General features: G+C 39.5%; 20 protein-coding genes and 1 riboswitch. Of the genes, 8 read left to right on the top strand and 12 right to left on the bottom strand.

What is annotated here, in order from left to right; translation table 11 throughout:
- Window positions 1-289 precede the first annotated feature (289 nt).
- Together CWB66_RS00625 and yaaA are read right to left on the bottom strand one after the other, a co-directional pair.
- Window positions 290-1,243, bottom strand: a complete 954-nt coding sequence (locus CWB66_RS00625; protein WP_138583935.1) for a mechanosensitive ion channel family protein — start codon at window positions 1,241-1,243, stop codon at window positions 290-292.
- A gap of 116 nt (window positions 1,244-1,359) precedes the next feature.
- Complete coding sequence (yaaA, locus tag CWB66_RS00620) at window positions 1,360-2,139, bottom strand: peroxide stress protein YaaA (RefSeq protein ID WP_077536990.1); 780 nt, start codon at window positions 2,137-2,139, stop codon at window positions 1,360-1,362.
- Window positions 2,140-2,361: 222 nt separating this feature from the next.
- Here yaaA and tal point away from each other — a divergent pair, with 222 nt between their 5' ends.
- Window positions 2,362-3,312, top strand: coding sequence for a transaldolase (tal, locus tag CWB66_RS00615; protein ID WP_138583934.1), 951 nt, complete (start codon window positions 2,362-2,364; stop codon window positions 3,310-3,312).
- A gap of 202 nt (window positions 3,313-3,514) precedes the next feature.
- Window positions 3,515-3,703, top strand: a complete 189-nt coding sequence (locus CWB66_RS00610) for a DUF3545 family protein (RefSeq protein WP_007583746.1) — start codon at window positions 3,515-3,517, stop codon at window positions 3,701-3,703.
- Window positions 3,704-3,791: 88 nt separating this feature from the next.
- Here CWB66_RS00610 and ung read toward each other — a convergent pair whose 3' ends face one another.
- The 8 genes from ung to CWB66_RS00570 all read right to left on the bottom strand — a co-directional run bounded on the left by ung (window position 3,792) and on the right by CWB66_RS00570 (window position 11,623).
- A complete protein-coding gene (gene ung / locus CWB66_RS00605; protein ID WP_138583933.1) occupies window positions 3,792-4,454 on the bottom strand; it encodes a uracil-DNA glycosylase in 663 nt (220 codons plus the stop codon).
- Window positions 4,451-5,311, bottom strand: coding sequence for a cobalamin-binding protein (locus CWB66_RS00600; RefSeq protein WP_138583932.1), 861 nt, complete (start codon window positions 5,309-5,311; stop codon window positions 4,451-4,453). Before CWB66_RS00600 ends, ung begins: the two co-directional genes overlap by 4 nt.
- Window positions 5,311-5,910, bottom strand: coding sequence for a cob(I)yrinic acid a,c-diamide adenosyltransferase (gene cobO / locus CWB66_RS00595; protein WP_138583931.1), 600 nt, complete (start codon window positions 5,908-5,910; stop codon window positions 5,311-5,313). The genes CWB66_RS00600 and cobO overlap by 1 nt, the downstream gene beginning before the upstream one ends.
- The gene (locus CWB66_RS00590; RefSeq protein WP_138583930.1) at window positions 5,903-7,387 is read right to left on the bottom strand and encodes a cobyric acid synthase; all 1,485 of its coding nucleotides are present in this window, start codon (window positions 7,385-7,387) and stop codon (window positions 5,903-5,905) included. The genes cobO and CWB66_RS00590 overlap by 8 nt, the downstream gene beginning before the upstream one ends.
- A gap of 4 nt (window positions 7,388-7,391) precedes the next feature.
- Complete coding sequence (locus CWB66_RS00585; protein ID WP_077538939.1) at window positions 7,392-8,396, bottom strand: FecCD family ABC transporter permease; 1,005 nt, start codon at window positions 8,394-8,396, stop codon at window positions 7,392-7,394.
- A 1-nt stretch (window position 8,397) separates the two neighbouring features.
- Entirely contained in the window at window positions 8,398-9,210 is an 813-nt protein-coding gene (locus tag CWB66_RS00580; protein ID WP_138583929.1) for an ABC transporter ATP-binding protein, read from the bottom strand.
- 250 nt (window positions 9,211-9,460) lie between these two features.
- Window positions 9,461-9,599, bottom strand: a riboswitch (cobalamin riboswitch).
- Between the two features lie 52 nt (window positions 9,600-9,651).
- On the bottom strand, window positions 9,652-10,584 hold the full coding sequence (locus tag CWB66_RS00575; protein WP_138583928.1) for a porin: 933 nt from the start codon (window positions 10,582-10,584) through the stop codon (window positions 9,652-9,654).
- 175 nt (window positions 10,585-10,759) lie between these two features.
- On the bottom strand, window positions 10,760-11,623 hold the full coding sequence (locus tag CWB66_RS00570) for a LysR family transcriptional regulator (protein ID WP_138583927.1): 864 nt from the start codon (window positions 11,621-11,623) through the stop codon (window positions 10,760-10,762).
- A gap of 91 nt (window positions 11,624-11,714) precedes the next feature.
- Between CWB66_RS00570 and CWB66_RS00565 the strand changes: the two genes are divergently transcribed.
- Together CWB66_RS00565 and CWB66_RS00560 are read left to right on the top strand one after the other, a co-directional pair.
- On the top strand, window positions 11,715-12,089 hold the full coding sequence (locus CWB66_RS00565; protein ID WP_077536982.1) for a MaoP family protein: 375 nt from the start codon (window positions 11,715-11,717) through the stop codon (window positions 12,087-12,089).
- Between the two features lie 86 nt (window positions 12,090-12,175).
- Window positions 12,176-13,411 carry a response regulator gene (locus CWB66_RS00560; protein WP_077536981.1) on the top strand — a complete coding sequence of 412 codons (1,236 nt, stop codon included), beginning with the start codon at window positions 12,176-12,178 and terminating at the stop codon, window positions 13,409-13,411.
- A 16-nt stretch (window positions 13,412-13,427) separates the two neighbouring features.
- Here the strand turns inward: CWB66_RS00560 and rarD are convergent, their stop codons facing one another.
- Together rarD and CWB66_RS00550 are read right to left on the bottom strand one after the other, a co-directional pair.
- On the bottom strand, window positions 13,428-14,345 hold the full coding sequence (rarD, locus tag CWB66_RS00555) for an EamA family transporter RarD (RefSeq protein WP_138583926.1): 918 nt from the start codon (window positions 14,343-14,345) through the stop codon (window positions 13,428-13,430).
- Between the two features lie 51 nt (window positions 14,346-14,396).
- Window positions 14,397-14,852 (bottom strand): thioesterase family protein, encoded by a 456-nt coding sequence (locus CWB66_RS00550; RefSeq protein ID WP_171037441.1) that lies wholly within the window; start codon window positions 14,850-14,852, stop codon window positions 14,397-14,399.
- Window positions 14,853-15,054: 202 nt separating this feature from the next.
- Here CWB66_RS00550 and recQ point away from each other — a divergent pair, with 202 nt between their 5' ends.
- The 4 genes from recQ (at window position 15,055) to CWB66_RS00530 (ending at window position 19,895) form a co-directional block, all read left to right on the top strand.
- Window positions 15,055-16,878, top strand: a complete 1,824-nt coding sequence (gene recQ / locus CWB66_RS00545; protein ID WP_077536978.1) for a DNA helicase RecQ — start codon at window positions 15,055-15,057, stop codon at window positions 16,876-16,878.
- A 7-nt stretch (window positions 16,879-16,885) separates the two neighbouring features.
- Window positions 16,886-17,170: a DUF3630 family protein gene (locus CWB66_RS00540; RefSeq protein ID WP_077536977.1), complete on the top strand. Its 285-nt coding sequence runs from the start codon at window positions 16,886-16,888 to the stop codon at window positions 17,168-17,170.
- 298 nt (window positions 17,171-17,468) lie between these two features.
- A complete protein-coding gene (locus tag CWB66_RS00535; RefSeq protein WP_138583925.1) occupies window positions 17,469-19,172 on the top strand; it encodes a POTRA domain-containing protein in 1,704 nt (567 codons plus the stop codon).
- A gap of 150 nt (window positions 19,173-19,322) precedes the next feature.
- Window positions 19,323-19,895, top strand: coding sequence for a mechanosensitive ion channel domain-containing protein (locus tag CWB66_RS00530; RefSeq protein WP_077536975.1), 573 nt, complete (start codon window positions 19,323-19,325; stop codon window positions 19,893-19,895).
- Window positions 19,896-19,932: the final 37 nt, after the last annotated feature.

The raw sequence follows: 19,932 nt of genomic DNA, 5'->3' as shown, positions 1-19,932 counted from the left end.
AAAAGTTGCCTAGGGGTCTGATCAATGCCTGTATTAGGGTCTGTTGACCTTTCAGGATTAAAATTTGTTCAATCTAGGGGCGATTTAATCGCGGCGCGAGGTTTGTAACCTAGTGGGCTAAGTAAAAACCGAGCAACAAAGAGTAAATTGCCCCTAGGAAGAACCCTTTGGGCAGCGCCTGTTTGGCATTTATGCTGCGTTATCGCCTATTTATGGGGAATAACCACACTACATAGGCTCTGCCTTGCCTAAATACCAAACAGACTGCTGCAAATTTAACCTTGAAAGATCAACAGACCCTAGAGTCAGCACCGTCAACACTATCTTTATTTGATGATTGCTGATTAATTTTGTCGCTGATCATGGCATCGAGCTTTTCGCCGCCTTTAATACCAAAGTCGAGCGTACGAATTGGAAATGGGATACTTATGTCGGCTTCATCTAGTGCTTGCTTAACAGCAACTATGCCCTTGTGGCGTACCGTCATAAAATCAGGCTCGCCAGGATATTTAATCCAAAACCATACCAATAAGTTAATGCTGCTATCGCCAAAACCCTCAGCATATACGGCGGTTTCGTCTTTGCGAATAACAAAATTAAATTCATTAATTTTATCGGTAATAACTTGGGATGCTTTTTCTATATCGTCGCCATACGAAATACCAACGGGCACTTCTATACGTCTTACTCCTAAGGTACTGTAATTTTTTAGCACATTTCTAAATAGCACTTTATTAGGCACAAGTATGAGCTGTCCGTGAAAGCTCTCTATGAGTGTGTTACGCAGGTTTATTGAATGCACTGAACCAAACACGTCGTCTGTTTCTATCACATCACCCGTTTTGAATGGCTTGCGCACACCCATTGCTATACCGGCGATTAAGTTTTCGGTCATATCTTGAAATGCAAAACCAATGGCTAAACCAACAATACCCGCGCCCGCTAATAACGAGGTGACAGTGCCTTTTAAGCCGACAAAATCAAGCGCTATAAATAAGCCTACACACAGTACAATAACTTTGAATATTGACGCCATTAAATCGGCAATTTGTGTTGAGTCAAGAGATCGGCGCAATACGTTTTTCATTAAGCGGCCTGCCAAGCGCGCCAACATTGAAAATACAATAGCAATGACAACAGCCACAACAAAGTTTGGAATGTGACTTATAACAACATCAAACCACCCTCCGAGCTTTTCCTCTATTAGTTTTTCGGCATCGCCAATTGACGGTATACTGATCATTTTATTTGCACCTATTTAATTAGTGTTCTCATTAATACCATTTAGGTAAGCAAGTTTAGCGCCAGCATAAAAAAGCCATGCATGGCATGGCTAAAGCGATTTAGTTAAAGAAGCTTTTAATTTTGCTCGTCACGCATAAATACCGGCTCTAACTCTTTAACTGTTGCCTCGGGGCTAAAGTAATAACCCGCTACAGTAAACTCTTTAAGTTGGCTTAATTGTGTTACTTTGTTTTCGATAATGTAGCGCGCCATCATGCCGCGTGCTTTTTTAGCGTAAAAACTAATTACTTTATATTGGCCATTTTTACAGTCTTTAAAGTGCGGAGTGATAATTTGTGCATTAAGCGCTTTTTTATCAACCGCTTTAAAATATTCGTTTGAAGCAAGGTTAACTAAGTATTGTGCGTCTTGCGCCTTTAATACCTCGTTTAACATATTAGCTATTACACTACCCCAAAATTCGTATAGGTTTTTACCGCGTGAATTTTCAAGCTTAGTGCCCATTTCTAATCGGTAAGCTTGCATTAAATCCAGTGGTTTTAATAAACCGTATAAACCCGACAATATACGTAAGTGGCTTTGTGCGTAATCAAGCTCGCTAGCTTTAAGCGTGCTTGCATCTAAACCGCCGTATACATCGCCATTAAAGGCAAGCACAGCTTGCTTAGCATTACTTTGTGTAAACGGCTGCGCCCACTCGCTAAAGCGTGCTGCATTAAGCCCAGAGAGCTTATCGCTAATTTTCATTAAACTGCCAATTTGCGCTGGTGTTAATTCACGGCATACTTTCATGAGCGCTTCGCTGTGCTCTAGTAATTCAGGTTGAGTGAACTTGTCTGTTGCGGGTGGCGTTTCGTAATCAAGATTTTTTGCAGGTGAAATAACAGTGATCATAGTTAGCTATTGACTTGTAATTTATTTAATGTCAATTTCAACATTAAATGAAACGAAAAGCACGTTTTGTTTAAATAAATCCTCCCTTAATAACCCATACATTGCCGTTTTTCTATTGATAAGGACATAAGACCTATCAAGCATTGTCACACTGTTGCAGTATGGATTAGGTATATTAAGGTGTAGATTTTTCTTTTAACTTGCTTGGAATGAGGAAAGCAAATGACTTCAGCTCTACAAAGGCTAAAACAACATTCATCTATCGTAGCCGACACTGGCGATATTGAAGCGATCAAAAAGCATCAACCAGAAGATGCAACCACAAACCCGTCGCTTTTATTAAAAGCGAGCGAGATTGAAGCTTATAAGCCTTACCTAGATAAAGCTTGGAGCTATGCAAAAGAAACCGAGCAAGAGCCAGCTAAACAACTTGAACTAGCATGTGATTACTTTGCCGTATTACTAGGTAAAGAAATTAGCGCTATTGTACCTGGTTATATTTCTACAGAAGTAGATGCACGCCTTTCGTTTAATACCCAAGCTACGATTGATAAAGCACATACCCTACTGAGTCTTTACGAAAAAGAAGGTGTAATCAAAGACAAGATTTTAATTAAAGTAGCGTCTACGTGGGAAGGTATTAAAGCCGCTGAGCAGCTAGAAAAAGAAGGCACTAAATGTAACCTTACTTTATTATTTAGCGATGCCCAAGCTCGCGCATGTGCCGATGCAAACGTATTTCTAATTTCGCCATTTGTTGGCCGTATTTTAGATTGGCATGTTGCTAACGGTATGGAAAAACCGACTGATCCGCTACAAGATCCCGGTGTTCAGTCTGTACGCAGCATTTTTGAATTTTACAAACGTCATGACTACAAAACAGTCGTGATGGGTGCTAGTTTCCGTAACACGGGCGAAATTATTGCTCTTACTGGTTGCGACAAACTAACTATTAGCCCTAACCTTTTAGAAGATTTAGGCAACCTTGAAGGCGCACAGGAATACTTGCTAGAAAGCGATGTTCCACAAGAGCCAAAACCAGAGCCGCTTACAGAAGCACAGTTCCGTTGGTTACATAACCAAGATGCTATGGCAACTGAAAAGCTAGCTGAAGGTATTCGCTCTTTTGCTGATGCACAAGAGCAACTAGAAGCGCGTTTTAAAGCAATGTAATTTGCAATACAAGCGTACTTTAAAAAACGTCGCATTTGCGGCGTTTTTTTGTGCCTGAAATAACTTCTATCCTCCTATTGACCTAGTAAAACCTTCATCAATACATCACACTTATGTAACATTATTGTCACTTTTTTATTCTATTTTAGTTAGGCCTGTGGTATAGGTATTCTTGAGGTCACAAAATCAATAGGAGAAGTTCATGGATAGCCTAAACGATATATTAGAGATACTAGAAGGTCCTGATACAACACGGAAAACCTCTCAGAAAAATAAAAAAAGAAAATGGCGTGAAATAGAAGCAATAAAAGATAAGCAACGCCTTCGTAAAGAACTACAAGAACTAGACTATTTTACAGACAGTATTGCAATTGAAGAGCTCGATTTTTAATTCAATACACACCAACTAAACAAAAAGGCTTCCAGCATATGGAAGCCTTTTTTAATGTTTTTAAACTATTTGAGCTCTTTGAAAGAAACTAGATTTGCCAGTTAATTGGCTTTTCACTTTGAGATTGTAGTAACTCATTTGTTTGTGAAAAATGCTTACAACCAAAAAAACCTCTATGCGCCGAAAGTGGCGATGGGTGCGGCCCTTTTAAAACATGATGACGAGCGCTGTCTATACCCTTACCTTTTTTTTGTGCATGTGCACCCCATAAAATAAATACCACACCTTCGCAGTACTTATTAATATGCGCTATTACATTATCGGTAAATTGCTCCCACCCTAAATGCTTATGAGAATGCGCTTGCCCTTGCTCAACGGTCAGTACGGTATTGAGTAAAAATACCCCCTGCTCTGCCCAGCTTTGTAAATAACCATGATCTGGCGTGGTAAACCCGCTGATATCGGTAGCCAACTCTTTGTACATATTTTTAAGCGACGGCGGCAGTTTTTTTACATCAGGCAATACCGAAAAACACAAACCATGCGCTTGCCCTGCACCGTGGTATGGGTCTTGCCCTAAAATGACAACGCGGATGTCATTAAGCGCTGTGGCATCAAAAGCACTAAAAACTTGAGGTTCAGGCGGATAAACAGCAACACCTTCATTGCGGCGATTAGCCACATACTCTAACGTTTGCTGCATGTAAGGTTGCTGTAATTCACTTTCTAAAAATGTAGCCCAATCGCTCATTGTGTACTCTTAATCTGTTTACGTGATACGTCTATTTTATCACACATATCAGCGAGCCCATCTAGCATACGCGGCGAAAAACGATGTAATAAGTCGGCATTTACGCTAATAAATTGACCATTTTTAACGGCTGGCACTTCTGGCCATTTTTGCCAATTAACAACCGGTTGTGGCATTTTTGATTTTTCATCAGGGATAATAATGACTTGTGGCTTAGTAACGATAACATTTTCGATACTAATTTGCGGATAATCCGTCGTACTCTGCGCAAATACATTACTTACATGGCATGTTTCTATTAGCTGGCTGATCCATGTATTTTTGCCTACTGACATCATAGGTTCTGGCCATAACTGATAAAACCCAGTTATATTTTTTTTACCTTGCTGGCTTTTAACTATACCGTTTAGTTTTTGCGTAAATGCATTTGCTGCTTGCTGGCTTTGCTCAATATTCCCTGTAAATTCACCAAAAGTAAGTAACTCGTCGGCTACAGCGTCGATTGTGGTCGGGTTACTCAAATATACTTTTATACCTAAACGCTCTATTTGGGCTAAATCTTCGCTTTGATTTCCACTTTTCCACGCAATAACTAAATCAGGTTTAAGCGCCAATACTTTTTCAAGGGAGATACCGTAATAACCCCCTATGCGCTCAATACTTTGGGCCTCAGCAGGATAGTCGGCGTAATCAACCGTGCCCACAATATTATCGCCCGCCCCGATGGCAAATAGGTTTTCGACTATGTGCGGTGCAAGGGCAATTATTCGCAGCTTTTTAGAATCCTCTACCTGCTCTGCAAATGTATTACTCGATACGCTAAAAAACAGTAGCCCAATAAAAAACGCTCTAAACATTAGTAATCAAACCCTTCAAGCGCTTTTATACCTGAGTCGAATGCGTGTTTTACATTACGCACTTCGCTTACTGTGTCGGCAAGGTCTGTTAAAGTACGATGCGCTGCACGCCCTGTAATAATAACCGACTGCATGGGCGGGCGGTTATTCAGCGCCATTACTACTTCATCTAAATCTACATAGCCGTAAGTCACCATGTACGTAAGCTCATCAAGCAATACTAAATCAATACTACTATCAGCAAGCATACGTTTTGACTCTTGCCATGTTGCTTGGGCAGCTGCGGTATCGGCTTCTTTATTTTGCGTATCCCAGGTAAAACCGGTGTTCATTACAGCAAACTCAACGCCTGCACCTTGTAATAAATTACGCTCGCCACACTCCCATGTACCTTTAATATATTGGCACACAGCGGCTTTTTTACCATGCCCAACACAGCGTGCTACCACGCCAAAGCCCGAGGTCGATTTACCTTTACCATTGCCCGTAATTACCTGAAAAATACCTTTTACATCTTGCGCGGCAGCAACGCGCGCATCCACTTGCTCTTTTACTTTTTGTTGGCGCTGCTGGTGCTTATCGTTGTTTTGTTCAGTCATTATTGTGCCCTTCATAAATAGAGATAATTTGCTGTATGTTTAAATGCGTTTCGCACATAGTTGCTAAGCGCTCTAACTGCTGCTCACGATGAGTGGCAATACTAATTGGATTAATTATGGCGCTTGGTTTTACCCATTTTAAAATTTGCGATGTAGCATCGGCTTCATCAAACAAGCCATGTAAATAGGTGCCTGCAATGGCGTTATCGTCGCTAATAAAGCCATCAAACGTAAAACCATGAGGGTGGCTTTCATCAAAGGTTAAAAATGGCTTATTAAGCGCTGCACCTTGGCTAATCCCTGCATGTATTTCGTAACCACTACAGAGTGTTGATTGGTTATTTAAAAGCAGTGTAGCGGTTATTTTAGTTAATACTTTTTGCGTTGTCAGCGTGGTTTCAAAATCGCACAGGGCAAGCCCATTTACTTGTTTTAATGACGATTCAATACCATCAGGATCATTGATTGTATTGCCCAGCATTTGCATGCCACCACAAATGCCAAGTACTTTGCCACCATAGCGTAAGTGACGCTTAATTTGTAAATCCCAGCCTTCACTTTTCAAAAAATTTAAATCGCCCAGAACGTTTTTACTACCAGGGAGAATGATCAGATCAACTTCTGGGATCGTTTGCGTGTGGCGTACATAATTTATATTAATGTTTGGGTGCAAACGCAGTGCATCAAAATCGGTGTGGTTACTAATGTGTGGAACTAGCAACACTGCAATATTAATTGTGGCGTTAGTTACGTTATTATCAGTTGCGACGGCGTCTTCAGCATCAAGCGCAAGATCGTGCAAATAAGGTAATACGCCAAGCACGGGTTTGTTTGTATAGCCTTCAAGCCAATCAAGCCCGCCTTGCAGTAAACCTATATCGCCTCTAAAGCGGTTTATAACAAAGCCTTTTACGCGCGCTTGTTCTGATTCACTTAACAACGCAAGCGTGCCCACCAAGTGGGCAAACACACCACCTTTATCGATATCGGCAATGATAATTACAGGGCAATCTACCTCTTCGGCGTACCCCATATTAGCAATATCGTTTTCACGCAGGTTTATTTCAGCAGGACTCCCCGCTCCTTCAACAAGTAGTAAATCAAAACGTTTAGCTAAGCGTTTATGAGAAGTAATTACCGCATCCATCGCCACTTTTTTATAGTCGTGATATTTGCCCGCTTCCATATTACTAATCGCTTTTCCGTGAATAATCACTTGTGCGCCCGTATCGCTATTAGGTTTAAGCAGAATAGGATTAAAGTCTATTTCGGGCTCCACCTTTGCAGCTATTGCTTGTAGTGCTTGGGCGCGGCCAATTTCGCCGCCATCTTTAGTTACGGCGCTATTGAGTGCCATATTTTGAGGTTTAAAAGGCGCAACATTTATCCCTCGCTTGGTAAACACTCTACAAAGCGCTGCAACTAAGGTACTTTTACCTGCGTCTGATGTAGTGCCTTGCACCATTAAGGTTTTCATGGAATTACACCTTTGATTTTCTAAAAAATAACAAACTTAAAAAGAACACGCTACCAATAGCAGCAGTAATAACACCGACGGGTAACTCTTGGTTTTTTAGTAATGAACGCGAAAGTACATCAACCCACACCATAAATGTACCACCCACCAAGCTGGTTATCAGTAAGCCAGCGATGGTACCTTGGGAGATAAAAAAGCGCACAATATGTGGCACCATTAATCCTACAAACCCAATACCACCACACATAGCCACCAGCACAGCGGTAATTAGCGAACTTAAAACCAGCATAAGTATTCTAAAGCGCTGCACTCTAACACCCAGTGTAATTGCGCTTTCATCGCCCAGTAACATAGCATTGAGTTGCCTTCTAAAGCTCAGCATTACAAATGTACACAATGTGATTACCAATAAAGGCAACCAAAGCGTAGCCCACTGCGCACGAGCAAAGCTGCCCAGTGTCCAAAATAAAATAGCGGCTACCGCCTGAGGATCGCTCCAATACAGCAACAAGCTGGTAAACGCACTAAATAAAAATGACAGAGCAACGCCTGCTAATAACATTGATTCTACCTGTGCACTTTGCTGCCTACCTGCAATAAGTATTAATAAACTCATAGCGAGTAAGCTGCCCAGCAGTGCTGCTGCCGATAGCATAAAGCCTGCGCTAATGCCTGCTAATGCCATAAGTAACACCACGCCAAAAGAGGCACCCGACGATATCCCAAATAAGTAAGGATCGGCTAACGGATTGCGCGTTACCGTTTGTAAAATAAGCCCTGCAATGGCTAAACCAGAGCCGGCTAAAAAGGCGAGTAATGTACGTGGCATTCTTAGCTCGTAAATAATACGCGTATTAAAAGAGGCATCATTTGAGAGCAAAAAACTATTAAGTACATCTTGCAATGAGGTCTCTGCTGCGCCAAAACTAAGTGCTGCAAATAAGCTAAATAAAGCAGCTGCAGCACTTATAAATAGCGCAAATGAGTGGCGAGTATTAACAGCGCTCATATTATTCATAACCATAAAAATAAGTGATATGAGGGATGCTATTTTCAGATTGCGATAGCTGTGGGTGGTTATTTACTTGAGCGCAGACACCAAAAACGTCGCCTAGCATGTTTTCGGTTAGTACCTCAATTGGCGCGCCTGAATGCGTAATTTCACCGTTTTTAATAACGACCAGTTCATCGCACATTGCAGAAGCTAAGTTTAAATCGTGAAACGATGCAAATACCGTAACACCCAACGATTTAGCCAGCTCCATTACCTGTATTTGATATTTAACATCTAAATGGCTGGTAGGCTCGTCCATTATTAACAGTTGAGGTTGCTGGACTATGGCGCGGGCAATAAGCGCCCTTTGCTTTTCACCACCTGAAAGTGATTCAAAGCTTTGATCGCTATGATCTACCAACCCTACGGTGTTAATAGCTTGGGTGATTTTTTGTTTATCAATGTTAGTTATTGAGCTAAATAGCGATTTATGAGGCGTTAGCCCAAGCGCAATAACGTCAAATACGCTTAAGTTAAATTGCGACGGGGTTTCTTGTAAAACAACCGCTACTTTTTTTGCGTACTCATCACTTTTTAGCTGCCAAATATCGGTGTTGTTAAATTCTATAACACCTTCAGTTGGTTTATTAAAACGATATAAACAACGCAATAAGCTCGATTTACCTGCGCCGTTGGGGCCAATTAAACCAACAAATTTACCTGTGGTTATTTTAAGGTTTATTTTTTTGAGAATCGTTTTATTGCCAATATCCCACGATACGTTTTTAACGTTTAGTAATGGTGTATTTAATGGCGTTTGAGTGTGCAATAGTCAGTCCTAGACGGGGTTAAACTCACTAAAATGCGATAAAAATACTAATGCACTACAAGAAAAAATGAGTAAACCCGCTCGTTAAAAGAATTCGTACCAATTGCATTAAATGAGTGATTTATTATAGCGACAAAGAAATAGCACAATAACAAGGCAAAAATTATGACATATACTTGCTCTATATGAATAATTTTTAACGCTGTGAGTAAGTTATTTAATTTGCTAGAAAGATCATGTTTTTAATAAAATTGGTATTTTACCATTTGTATCTGACTTAAAGCTTTGCGCTAATTACAGTTGCGGGAACAGTCGAGGATTCGCACCTCATTCCAAATGAATGTCTATTATGGGCGGCTAATTAAATAATTTAAAGCAAAAAAAACCGCACTTAAAAGAGTGCGGTTAAAAAGGGAGTGTTTTAACTAATTTAGCGAATAGTTAAAACTTGTATTCCATACCTAAGCCTACGTAATCTTGGTCAACATTGTTGTCCATATCGAAGCTTGAGTAAAAACCAAATACTTTAATGTTTTTATTTAATTTGTGATCAATGCCCACTGAGATTGCTGACTTATCATTACTGTCGTCAAAATCCATAGCTTGATATTGCACTTTAAAAGTATTGCTACCCATGCTGTAAGCCGCATTTACTAAGTAACCATCAGCTTCTGCGCTACCGTCTACTTTTTCTTGTGTTTGGTACATTGCGCCCAATTTAAAGCCTTCAATTTTACCTTGAATTGACGCACGTACTACATCGTAGCCATTTACTTCACTATCAGCCGCAATAGATGCATATACTGCACTCTTTTTAAGTGCAACATCACCGTAAGTAACAGCCATTGAATAACCATTATCTGCATCCACGTCATCTTCGGCAATAAAAGTAGCAAGTACTTTAAAACCTTCGTATGAGTTTGATGAATAGCTAACTGAATCACCTAAACGATTTTCACCTTTAAATACATTTTTAATATCGCCTTCAAGGTCATTAAATAAATCTAACTTACCTTGAGATTGTTTAAGTGCAGTATCATTACGTCCAATTACAACTTGACCGAACGCACCTTTTAAGCCAACGTATTGGTTACGCGCAGAAATGTTATCGTCATTATCGCCTTTTGAATCAGCATCAGACACATCAACTTGAAATTCAAACTTATAAACAGCTTCTAAGCCGTCATTTATTTTTTCAGAACCCTTTAAGCCAAAACGAGATGCATTACTTTTAATCTCAGTAAAAGACCCTTCACCATCATCAGATGACTGTACCGTTACGTTCGCTTTACCGTACACGTCGACATCCGCGATTGCATTAAAAGATAAACCACTTAATAGTGCTAAGCATAAGCTCGATTTTACAAATTTCATGTTATTTCCTTGGATAATCACAAAAGACTAATTTTTTAAAACAGCTGCATTTTGTCACCGCTAAATGACACTAATATTACAATAGAAATATTAATGTCTTTTTTAATTAATAAAAATGCATTAAATATGAAACCAAAACAACATGAAAATCAAATAAACGACCGCACCTACTTACCTATTTTAACAACAGGCTTGGCGTCATTTGCGTTAACAAGCTAACTAAGGTTTCTATTAACTCTTTCTGTTCGTTATCTCTATGATAGGCAATAAATACATCCCTTGACGTATTTTCTACATCTTTTACATGAAATAACTCACCAGTTTCTAAATGCCCTTCTACTAATACTTTAGGTATAAATGCACTACCGCCACATTGTAGTATTAGGTCAAGTGCAATACGCCCGGTGCTAGTTCTAAAGTAAGGCGGTGTTTTACCAGTGAATTGACGAGCATGCCAAAGTGAAAAAGTAGTCCCCCAATCAACATACACATATTGGTTATCAAAGAAGTTCTCGTTAGTTGCAGTATCGTACCCGCTCACGGGGATGATTGGCAGTTCACAAATACGCTCAACAACTAGTTCATCTACTTTAGGGGGATCAAATAAAATAGCTAAATCGAGCGTACGTTCTAGCAATAAACGAGTACTTTCTTGTTGTGCTTTAACTTCAGCGACCAACGACACGCCAGGCATGGCCGATACAATGTTAGTAATACCGAATTGTAAGAATGCATCCCAAATATTAGGCGTTCCAGCTAAGCTAATTTGTTTGTGCATGTTATCAGCAAGTGCAACATCAACTTTAGCACGTTGCATACCCGTAATAATCATTTGCGCATGCGGCAATAAACGCTCACCCGGTGCTGTGAGTTGAATATTATTACGCTGGCGTATAAATAAATTAACACCAAGCCCTTGCTCTAATTGACGAATTCTAAAACTTACTGCAGACTGCGTAATGTAAAGATTTTCGGCCGCTTTACCGAAGTGGCGTGTACGCACGACTTCAACAAATGTTTTTAATAAATCGATATCCAATTTTTTATCCTCACGATAAAAATAATTTGTTTAATAAATTGCCAAACTTGCATCATACTCCAGCTAATTAATAGGGTATGAGGATAAAGCTATGAGCAATAACATTTCATTACTACGCCAAGCATTTGTTAGCCAACGTCAATTTTATGATGATCAGAATTTTCCACGAGGCTTTAGCCGCAGCGGAAACTTCACCTTATTAGAAGCCAGTATCTTAGAGCAACACGGCGTTGTTTTAAAAGGCTTATACAGCAAGACAATTGAGCCACAAAATGAACACCAAAAACAGTTTTTAGCCGTGGTAACTGGTTCACAAGAACCAACTAATCCAATCGAGCGTACTTGGGTTAAATACTTAAAGCTAACGACTTGTAAAACGAAGTTTCATACCTTATTTGGTCGTTCAAAAATATCAACCCCAGTGCCTATTAGCCAAGACTATTACTCTGAATCTGATAGCCTGTAAGTACCTAAGTTATTTGCTTTTTTGCGTTTTAACAGTTACAACTTATATAAGCAAATAATTTTGCAAAATATAAACAAGGTTGTTACGTGACGCGAAAAATACTGATAGTTGAAGATACGCCAACAATCGCGCGAGTGCAAAAGCACATCGCGCTTAAGGCTGGATATGAGGTTGATATAGCAGAATCATTGGCACAAACAAAAGAACTTATAAGTAAGAATAACTACTTTTGCGCTGTTGTCGATTATATTTTACCCGACGCCCCGTCAGGTGAAGCAGTACCCTGTACTGTACAGGCCGAAATTCCAACAATTGTTATGACGGGTAATATCGACAAAAAAACCCGTGAAACAGTAGAAAAATACCCAATAATTGATTACATCATTAAAGAGAATAAACAAGCTTATCAGTATCTCGAAAAACAATTATTAAGACTTCCTCGAAACGAAGACATAAAAGTGCTCGTTGTTGATGACTCTGCACCTACACGACATTATATTTGTAGCCTACTGACACGTCATAAATACCAAACATTACAAGCTGAAGACGGAAAAGAAGCACTTGCCATGCTTGAGGCAGCCCCTGATATCTCTGTTATTATTACTGATAATGAAATGCCAAATATGAATGGTGATGAGTTATGTACCGAAATACGCCGCTTATATAACAATGATGAGAAAGCAATAATTGGTATATCAGGCGCTGATTCATCTGATTTATCGACGCTGTTTTTAAAAAATGGCGCAAATGATTACTTACATAAACCTTTCAATAGTGAAGAGTTTTATTGCAGGCTTAGCCAAAACGTCGATATGTTAACGCTTATAGCAACCATAAAAAAGCAAGCTAATACTGACTACCTTACTAAATTACCTAACCGTCGTTACTTTTTTGAAGAGGCAAGAAAGTCCCTTAAAAAAATTGAACTTGATGAAGGCAATGGCGCATTAGCGATGCTGGATATTGATCACTTTAAAGCAATCAACGATACCTATGGCCATGATATTGGCGACGAAGTGTTAAAAGGTTTATCTATTTGTTTTAGCAAATACTTTAAAAAGTATTTAGTGGCACGCTTGGGTGGCGAAGAGTTTGCTGTTTATTTTGCCGATACCGATAAGCAAGAAGCACTTAAAAGATTAGAAGGCTTTAGGTATTTTATCGAAACAAACAGCCAAGAGTTTAGCAAAGCTAAAATTAAATTTACTATTTCTATTGGCTTTTCAATTGGACCTGTTTATCAAATTGATGAATTATTAAAACAGGCCGACTTAAAGCTATACGACGCTAAAGAATCTGGTCGTAATAAAGTAGTTAGCTAACAGCTCTATTAGTTAACTATACTTCTGCGGCTGTAATGGCCGCTTTTTTTCGTTTGCGCGACTGATGATATGAATCCCAACTAAAAATAGCGAGTGCACTCCAAATACATGCAAATGTAACTAATCTTTCAGCGTCAAACACTTCACCGTAAAACACCACTGCCAATATAAACATGAGGCTTGGCCCAATATACTGAAAAAAGCCTAATGTAGTGTATTGCAAACGCTTAGCTGCGCCTGTAAAACAAAGTAGCGGCAGTGTTGTTACTATACCTGCACTAATCAGTAGTACATTAGTATGCCAATCGTTAGCTGGCAGGCTTGATGTAGCAGAAGGTGCCATTAACCACCAATAAATGAGGGCGACTGGTAGCAAAATAATTGCTTCTAGCAATATGCCAGGTAGGGCTTCAACCGGTAGTTTTTTACGTAACAAACCATAAAGTGCAAACGATATGGCCAATGAAAAAGCCACCACCGGAAACGAGCCAAAACTAATTAATTGTAGTAATACCCCCGTAAACGCAAGTGCTACGGCAACACCTTGAAATTTACGCAGGCGCTCACCTAAAAAAAGCATACCCAGCAGTACATTTAAAAGAGGATTAATGTAATAGCCCAAACTTGCATCAAGCATGTGGTTATTATTTATAGCCCATATAAATAGCCCCCAGTTAAATCCAAGTAATGCAGAAGTAATAACAAGCATAAGCAAAAGCTTAGGTTGCACAACAATGCGCTTAACCTTATCCCAATATCTTAAAACGCTCACTACTAATACTAAAAATACAACCGACCAAACAACTCGATGCATTAAAATCTCAAACGCAGAAACATGCTGAAGCAACTTAAAATATATTGGCGCAAGACCCCACATAAAAAAAGCAAGACAAGCAAAAATAGCACCTTTACGCTGTTCAGTATCAATCGACATAATAAACACTTAGTGATTTAAAAGGTCGCTAGTCTACTTGCCATTGCTGTTTTATCCAACTAAATACGTGCCTGTACCAAAAGCAATTTGAATCGCTTGTTCATTATGTAACTCCATACGACATACACACACCTTGTTACCTGAACGAATAAGTGTGGCGCTCGCAGTAAATACCTCCCCCTTACCTGGACGTAAATAATCGGTACGCATATCGATGGTGCCAAGCGTTGCTAATTTTTGTTGCACGCTTTGTATATCAAAATCAGTGAGCTTATCAATTACACTGGCCGCAGCGAGCATGCCTCCAACGTTATCAAGCACAGCAGAGATAACACCACCGTGTAATATTTTTTGGGCTGGGTTGCCGATTAATACATCCTGCCAAGGAAATGTAATCTTGGCCTGCTCTGGGCTTAATGATTCAATCGAAATATTTAAAAACTGATTAAATGGCATACCATTTACAAACAATGCGCCCACTTGTTCAATTAACATTTCTTTATTCATTATTATTCTCTATGTTTAAACTGGTACGATGAGTAAAGCATAACTTAGGCAAAACTTCGAGGCTCTCGTTAAGTCATTTTAAATAAGCCTGATATTAAAAAGCTATTTCAACACTAGCAGAGTTAAATTTACTTACAATAGGGGTAAGGTTAAGCAATTCAGCTAAAGACATATCACAAAAAAACCACTAAAATACCCGCCAATGAATACATCAACACTATCTTCAAGCACACTAGTGCGCAAACCTGAAACTGTCCTCAAACAAGTGTTTGGCTACAGCGAATTTCGTGACGGTCAAAAAGCAGTTATTGATGCGGCTCTAAATGGGCAAGATTCGCTTGTATTACTGCCTACTGGCGGTGGTAAATCGGTATGTTATCAAATTCCGGCTTTAGTACTTGAAGGCGTAACCATTGTTATATCTCCGCTCATATCACTAATGCAAGATCAGGTCACTCAACTACAAGCACTTGGTGTAAAAGCTGCGTACGTTAATAACAGCTTAGCACGTGAAGAGCAGCAGTTGGTGTATCAACAACTTCATCAGGGGTTAATTAAACTCTTATACGTGGCACCTGAAAAAGTATTACAGCGCGATTTTTTAGAGCGCCTATCACATTTAAATGTAAGTTTGTTTGCCATAGATGAAGCTCATTGTGTGTCACATTGGGGCCACGATTTTAGACCACACTACTTTCGTTTAAACGAACTAAAACAGCGTTTTGCACATGTTCCCATGATGGCGCTCACTGCCACAGCAGATAAAGCCACCCGTTTTGATATTGTTGCACAATTAAAATTACAACAGCCGTATATCCACACTGGCAGCTTTGATCGCCCTAATATTCGTTACACCATAGAAGAAAAATTTAAACCTATGGCGCAACTGCTGCGCTACTTAAAAGAACAAAAAAGCCAAAGCGGGATTATTTATTGCACTAGCCGAAAACGTGTAGACGATATTGCTGAAAAGCTGGCCGATGCAGGGCTAAACGCCGCCGCCTATCACGCAGGTATGAGTAACGAGCAACGCCAATTTGTACAAACTGGTTTTGCCCGCGACGATATTCAGATCGTGGTGGCAACCGTTGCCTTTGGTATGGGTATAAATAAACCTAACGTACGCTTTGTGTTGCATTACGATATTCCAAAAAGTATAGAGTCGTATTATCAAGAGACCGGACGTGCTGGGCGAGATGGCCTTGCTGCTGAGGCTATTATGTACTTTGATCCGGCCGACATTGGCCGTGTTAGACGTTTTTTTGAAGATATAGACGACGAACAACGTCGTCGCGTAGAAGAGCAGCGCTTTAATGCAATGGCAAGTTTTGCTGAAGCACAAACATGTCGTCGCCAGATTTTGCTTAATTACTTTAGTGAATACCAACGCGAACCTTGCGGTAACTGTGATATTTGCTTAAATCCGCCAAAAAGTTTTGATGGTACGTTGGTAGCCCAACAAGCCCTATCCTGTGTATATAGAGCCGATCAACGCTTTGGTCTTGGTTACATTGTTGAACTACTGCGCGGCGCAAATACTAGCCGTATACGCGATAACAACCATCACGAGCTAAGTACCTATGGCATAGGTAGGGATAAAAGCAGTGAGTTTTGGCTCAGTATTTTACGTCAGCTAATTCATCAAGGCTTACTTAGCCAAGATATAACGCAAGGTGCATCACTTCGTTTAACCGAAGCAGCTCGCGCTATTTTAAAAAGCGAATATGCACTGCAACTTGCTGAGCCTCGCCTGCAAGCTAAGCACGTTTACCAAGATAAACTCGCACAGTTTAACTACGATAAAAAACTATTCGCCCGTTTAAGAGCGTTGCGTAAAGAGCTTGCTGATGCCGATGATGTTCCACCTTATGTTGTATTTAACGATAAAACATTAGCCGAAATGGCGCAGCTTATGCCTACAAACGATAGCGAATTTTTGAAGGTGTCGGGGGTTGGATTTACCAAATTAAATAAATACGGCGGTGCCTTTTTAACTGCAATTCGACATTATTTAGCTACCCAATAAGAGTGTTATGACCAAAATAGAATACAACCACATTCATAAGTGCATTACCATACACCCACAAGAGGCCCCTCATGATGAGGACTTTGAAATATGGGGTTCTTTGTTTTTACATTCTGATGAAATAACAATTAATGAATACTCTGCTGGAGCGGATCGTCACCAAATTAGGTTTACTTATCAGCTGCAAACTTTTAATTTAAATTTTGAACATTACAGCGAGAGCACGTGGATCAATGGCGAAGGTTTCGATGCCGAACACTTACTTGCTGCCCTTACTTTTTACTTAAGTTAAGAAGCTGCTTATGGTTTGCCCTCGTTGTCTAAGTCACCGCGTCGGCATTATTTCATAAACGTATATTGGTATAAAAATCGAGTAAGTTTTTTATACCCTACTTACTCCGTTAAAAATACGTTTTAGTAAATAATCCCATCGTCGCTACGAAGTTCAACCTAGAACTCACTTATAAACACTCCCCTAATAATTGACTATATTTTATTTCTTTACTCAATACTTTTAACTTACATTTTTATAACAATGATGTAAGCTGATATAACGGTAGTCATTTGCTACGAAACAATAAAGAGTTTAAATGGTTAATAAAAAGCGGATAGCACATTATTATATTAGCTTAAGTATTTTAAGCTTTTTTATTCCCAACGCATTAGCGCAAACTAATGGTGATAGCGGCTGCCCAATTGAAAAATTAAAACACTCTGATGATAACAATTTACGTCGTCAGCTAAACGATAATACAATCCTTATTGCAGCTAAGCCCGACGCAAAGATTGCAACAATTTCGCTTAAGCAACTCAATGTATTTAATACTGAATTAGAAGCTGAGAATAACGCACTGTTTCGCTTTGCTAACCGCGCTCATATACAAACAGAGCCTGAGGTAATTACAAACTTATTGCTATTTACTGAAGGCGATAAATACGATGCTAAAAAACTGGCTGAATCAGAACGTCTTCTTAGAAAAGAAGGCTATTTGTATGACGCTCAAATTAGCGCAACTGAAAACTGCGATGGCGACATTAATGTAAACGTAGTGACCCGTGATTTATGGACTTTATTACCCGAAGTAAATTTTAGCCGTAGTGGTGGTGAAAATAAATCGAGTATAGGCTTTAGAGAATCAAACCTGTTTGGTTGGGGTAAACGTTTGTCGTTTTCACGTACCACAGACAGCGACCGCAATGGTTATTTATTTGTGTATGATGATCCAAACATTTTTTCTAGCCGCTACCGTGGCCGATTAGAATATGCCGATAATAGTGATGGAAAACGTCATTTACTCGAACTAACCTACCCGTTTTATGCGATAGATACACCTTTTAGTTATGGCATTTTAAGTTACTCTGAGCAGCGCGAAGAGTCGCTATATCGAAGAGGGGAAGAGTTTAGTGAATTTGATCAAACAACCGATTTAAATAGCGCATACATAGGTCATTCTAAAACACTAAATAATAATTGGACCCAGCGCATAAGTTTAGGCTACGTAGATGAGCAGCATACATTTAAAGCAATAGACACAACCTTTGCGCCGTTAGCAAAAAACAGAAGCTTAAGTTACCCTTACATCAGCGGTCATTGGTTTGAAGATAACTTTATAAAAGTGCGCAACTTCGACAGTATCTATCGTACTGAAGATTTAAACTTAGGCTGGACTGTTAAAGCTTTACTTGGTTATTCAGATGAGTCACTGAGCGATGATGACAGCCGCGCTGTCTATTCTTTTAGTTTCAAAAAAGCACACTTTGCTGGCGATAATACGCTATGGCGTTTTAATACCGATATTGAAGGTTATTGGAATAAAGAAGATAAACAACTCGAAAACTTTAAAGCCACCAGCCAAATTCAATATTATTTAAATACCAGTATTGATGAGTCTTGGTATATAAAAGGACGCTTGCAGTATGCAAAAAACCTCACTGCTGATCAGCAACTTACTTTAGGCGGTGAAACTGGACTGCGCGGTTATCCAATGGATTATCAACACGGTGATCGTAGCTTTTTATTCAGCTTAGAAAAGCGTTATTACTGGGAATACGATCTGCTTCAGCTATTTAAAGTCGGTGGTGCTGGATTTCTCGATATAGGGCGAGCATGGTTTAACGGTAAAAATAATGGCGAAAATAATCACGTGCTAAAAAATGTAGGCGTGGGTCTACGCCTTGCGCCAAGCAGAGCCAACGCAGGCACCATGATCCACATTGATGTAGCAGCTCCCCTTGACAGTGACGGCGATGCAGACTCAGTACAATGGTTAGTCAATGTAAAAAAATCGTTTTAAAAAATACTAGTAGGGATAAGTATTAGCAATTTAACGAATTAAATCACCCTATAATTAAGTTGATAGTGACACGAAATAGCTATTTCGTTGCATACTAAAACGTTAAACTATCCACTTAATTAATGCTTATAATTGATTTGAGAGCGTATTTTGGAACCGTTAGAAATTTTAGAGTTATTTGGCACGCAATATAAGCTCATTGTAACCTTAATAGCCTTATTGCTTTTTCCTGTGTTATTAAAGCTGACAAAAAAATTACTCGAAAAGGCAATTAAGGGTAAAGTCGATATACATCGTAAATACCGTGCAGAGCTGCTGTTAAAAATTATACTTGCTATTGTAATGCTCTGTTTAGTACTTGTTTTTTGGGGTATTGAGCTGCGTGGCTTACTTGTCCTTGGCTCTTCATTGTTTGCTATGTTAGGTGTGGCGCTTTTTGCTGCATGGTCGTTATTAAGCAACCTTACTGCATTTTTGCTAATGTTTATTCAAAATGATTGCCGCGTTGGCTATTGGGTGCGAATTATTGATGGTGCTAATCATGTGGAAGGCCGAATTGTAGAAATGGGCTTAATGAACGTTGTACTTGAGCACATTGACGGGCACCGTGTTATTTATCCTAATAACCTTTTTGTAACTCGTCCCGTACTGGTTTTAAATAAACAACCCAAACCAACAAAAACACCTGTTATAAAACGCATTATTGGCCCTAAAAAACCCTAAATTAAAACCTGCACATACAAAAAAGCCGCTTTAGTCG

Source organism: Pseudoalteromonas sp. S558, assembly GCF_005886635.1.
Taxonomy (GTDB): Bacteria; Pseudomonadota; Gammaproteobacteria; order Enterobacterales; family Alteromonadaceae; genus Pseudoalteromonas; species Pseudoalteromonas aliena.
This window is presented reverse-complemented; position numbering and strand designations above follow the sequence as displayed.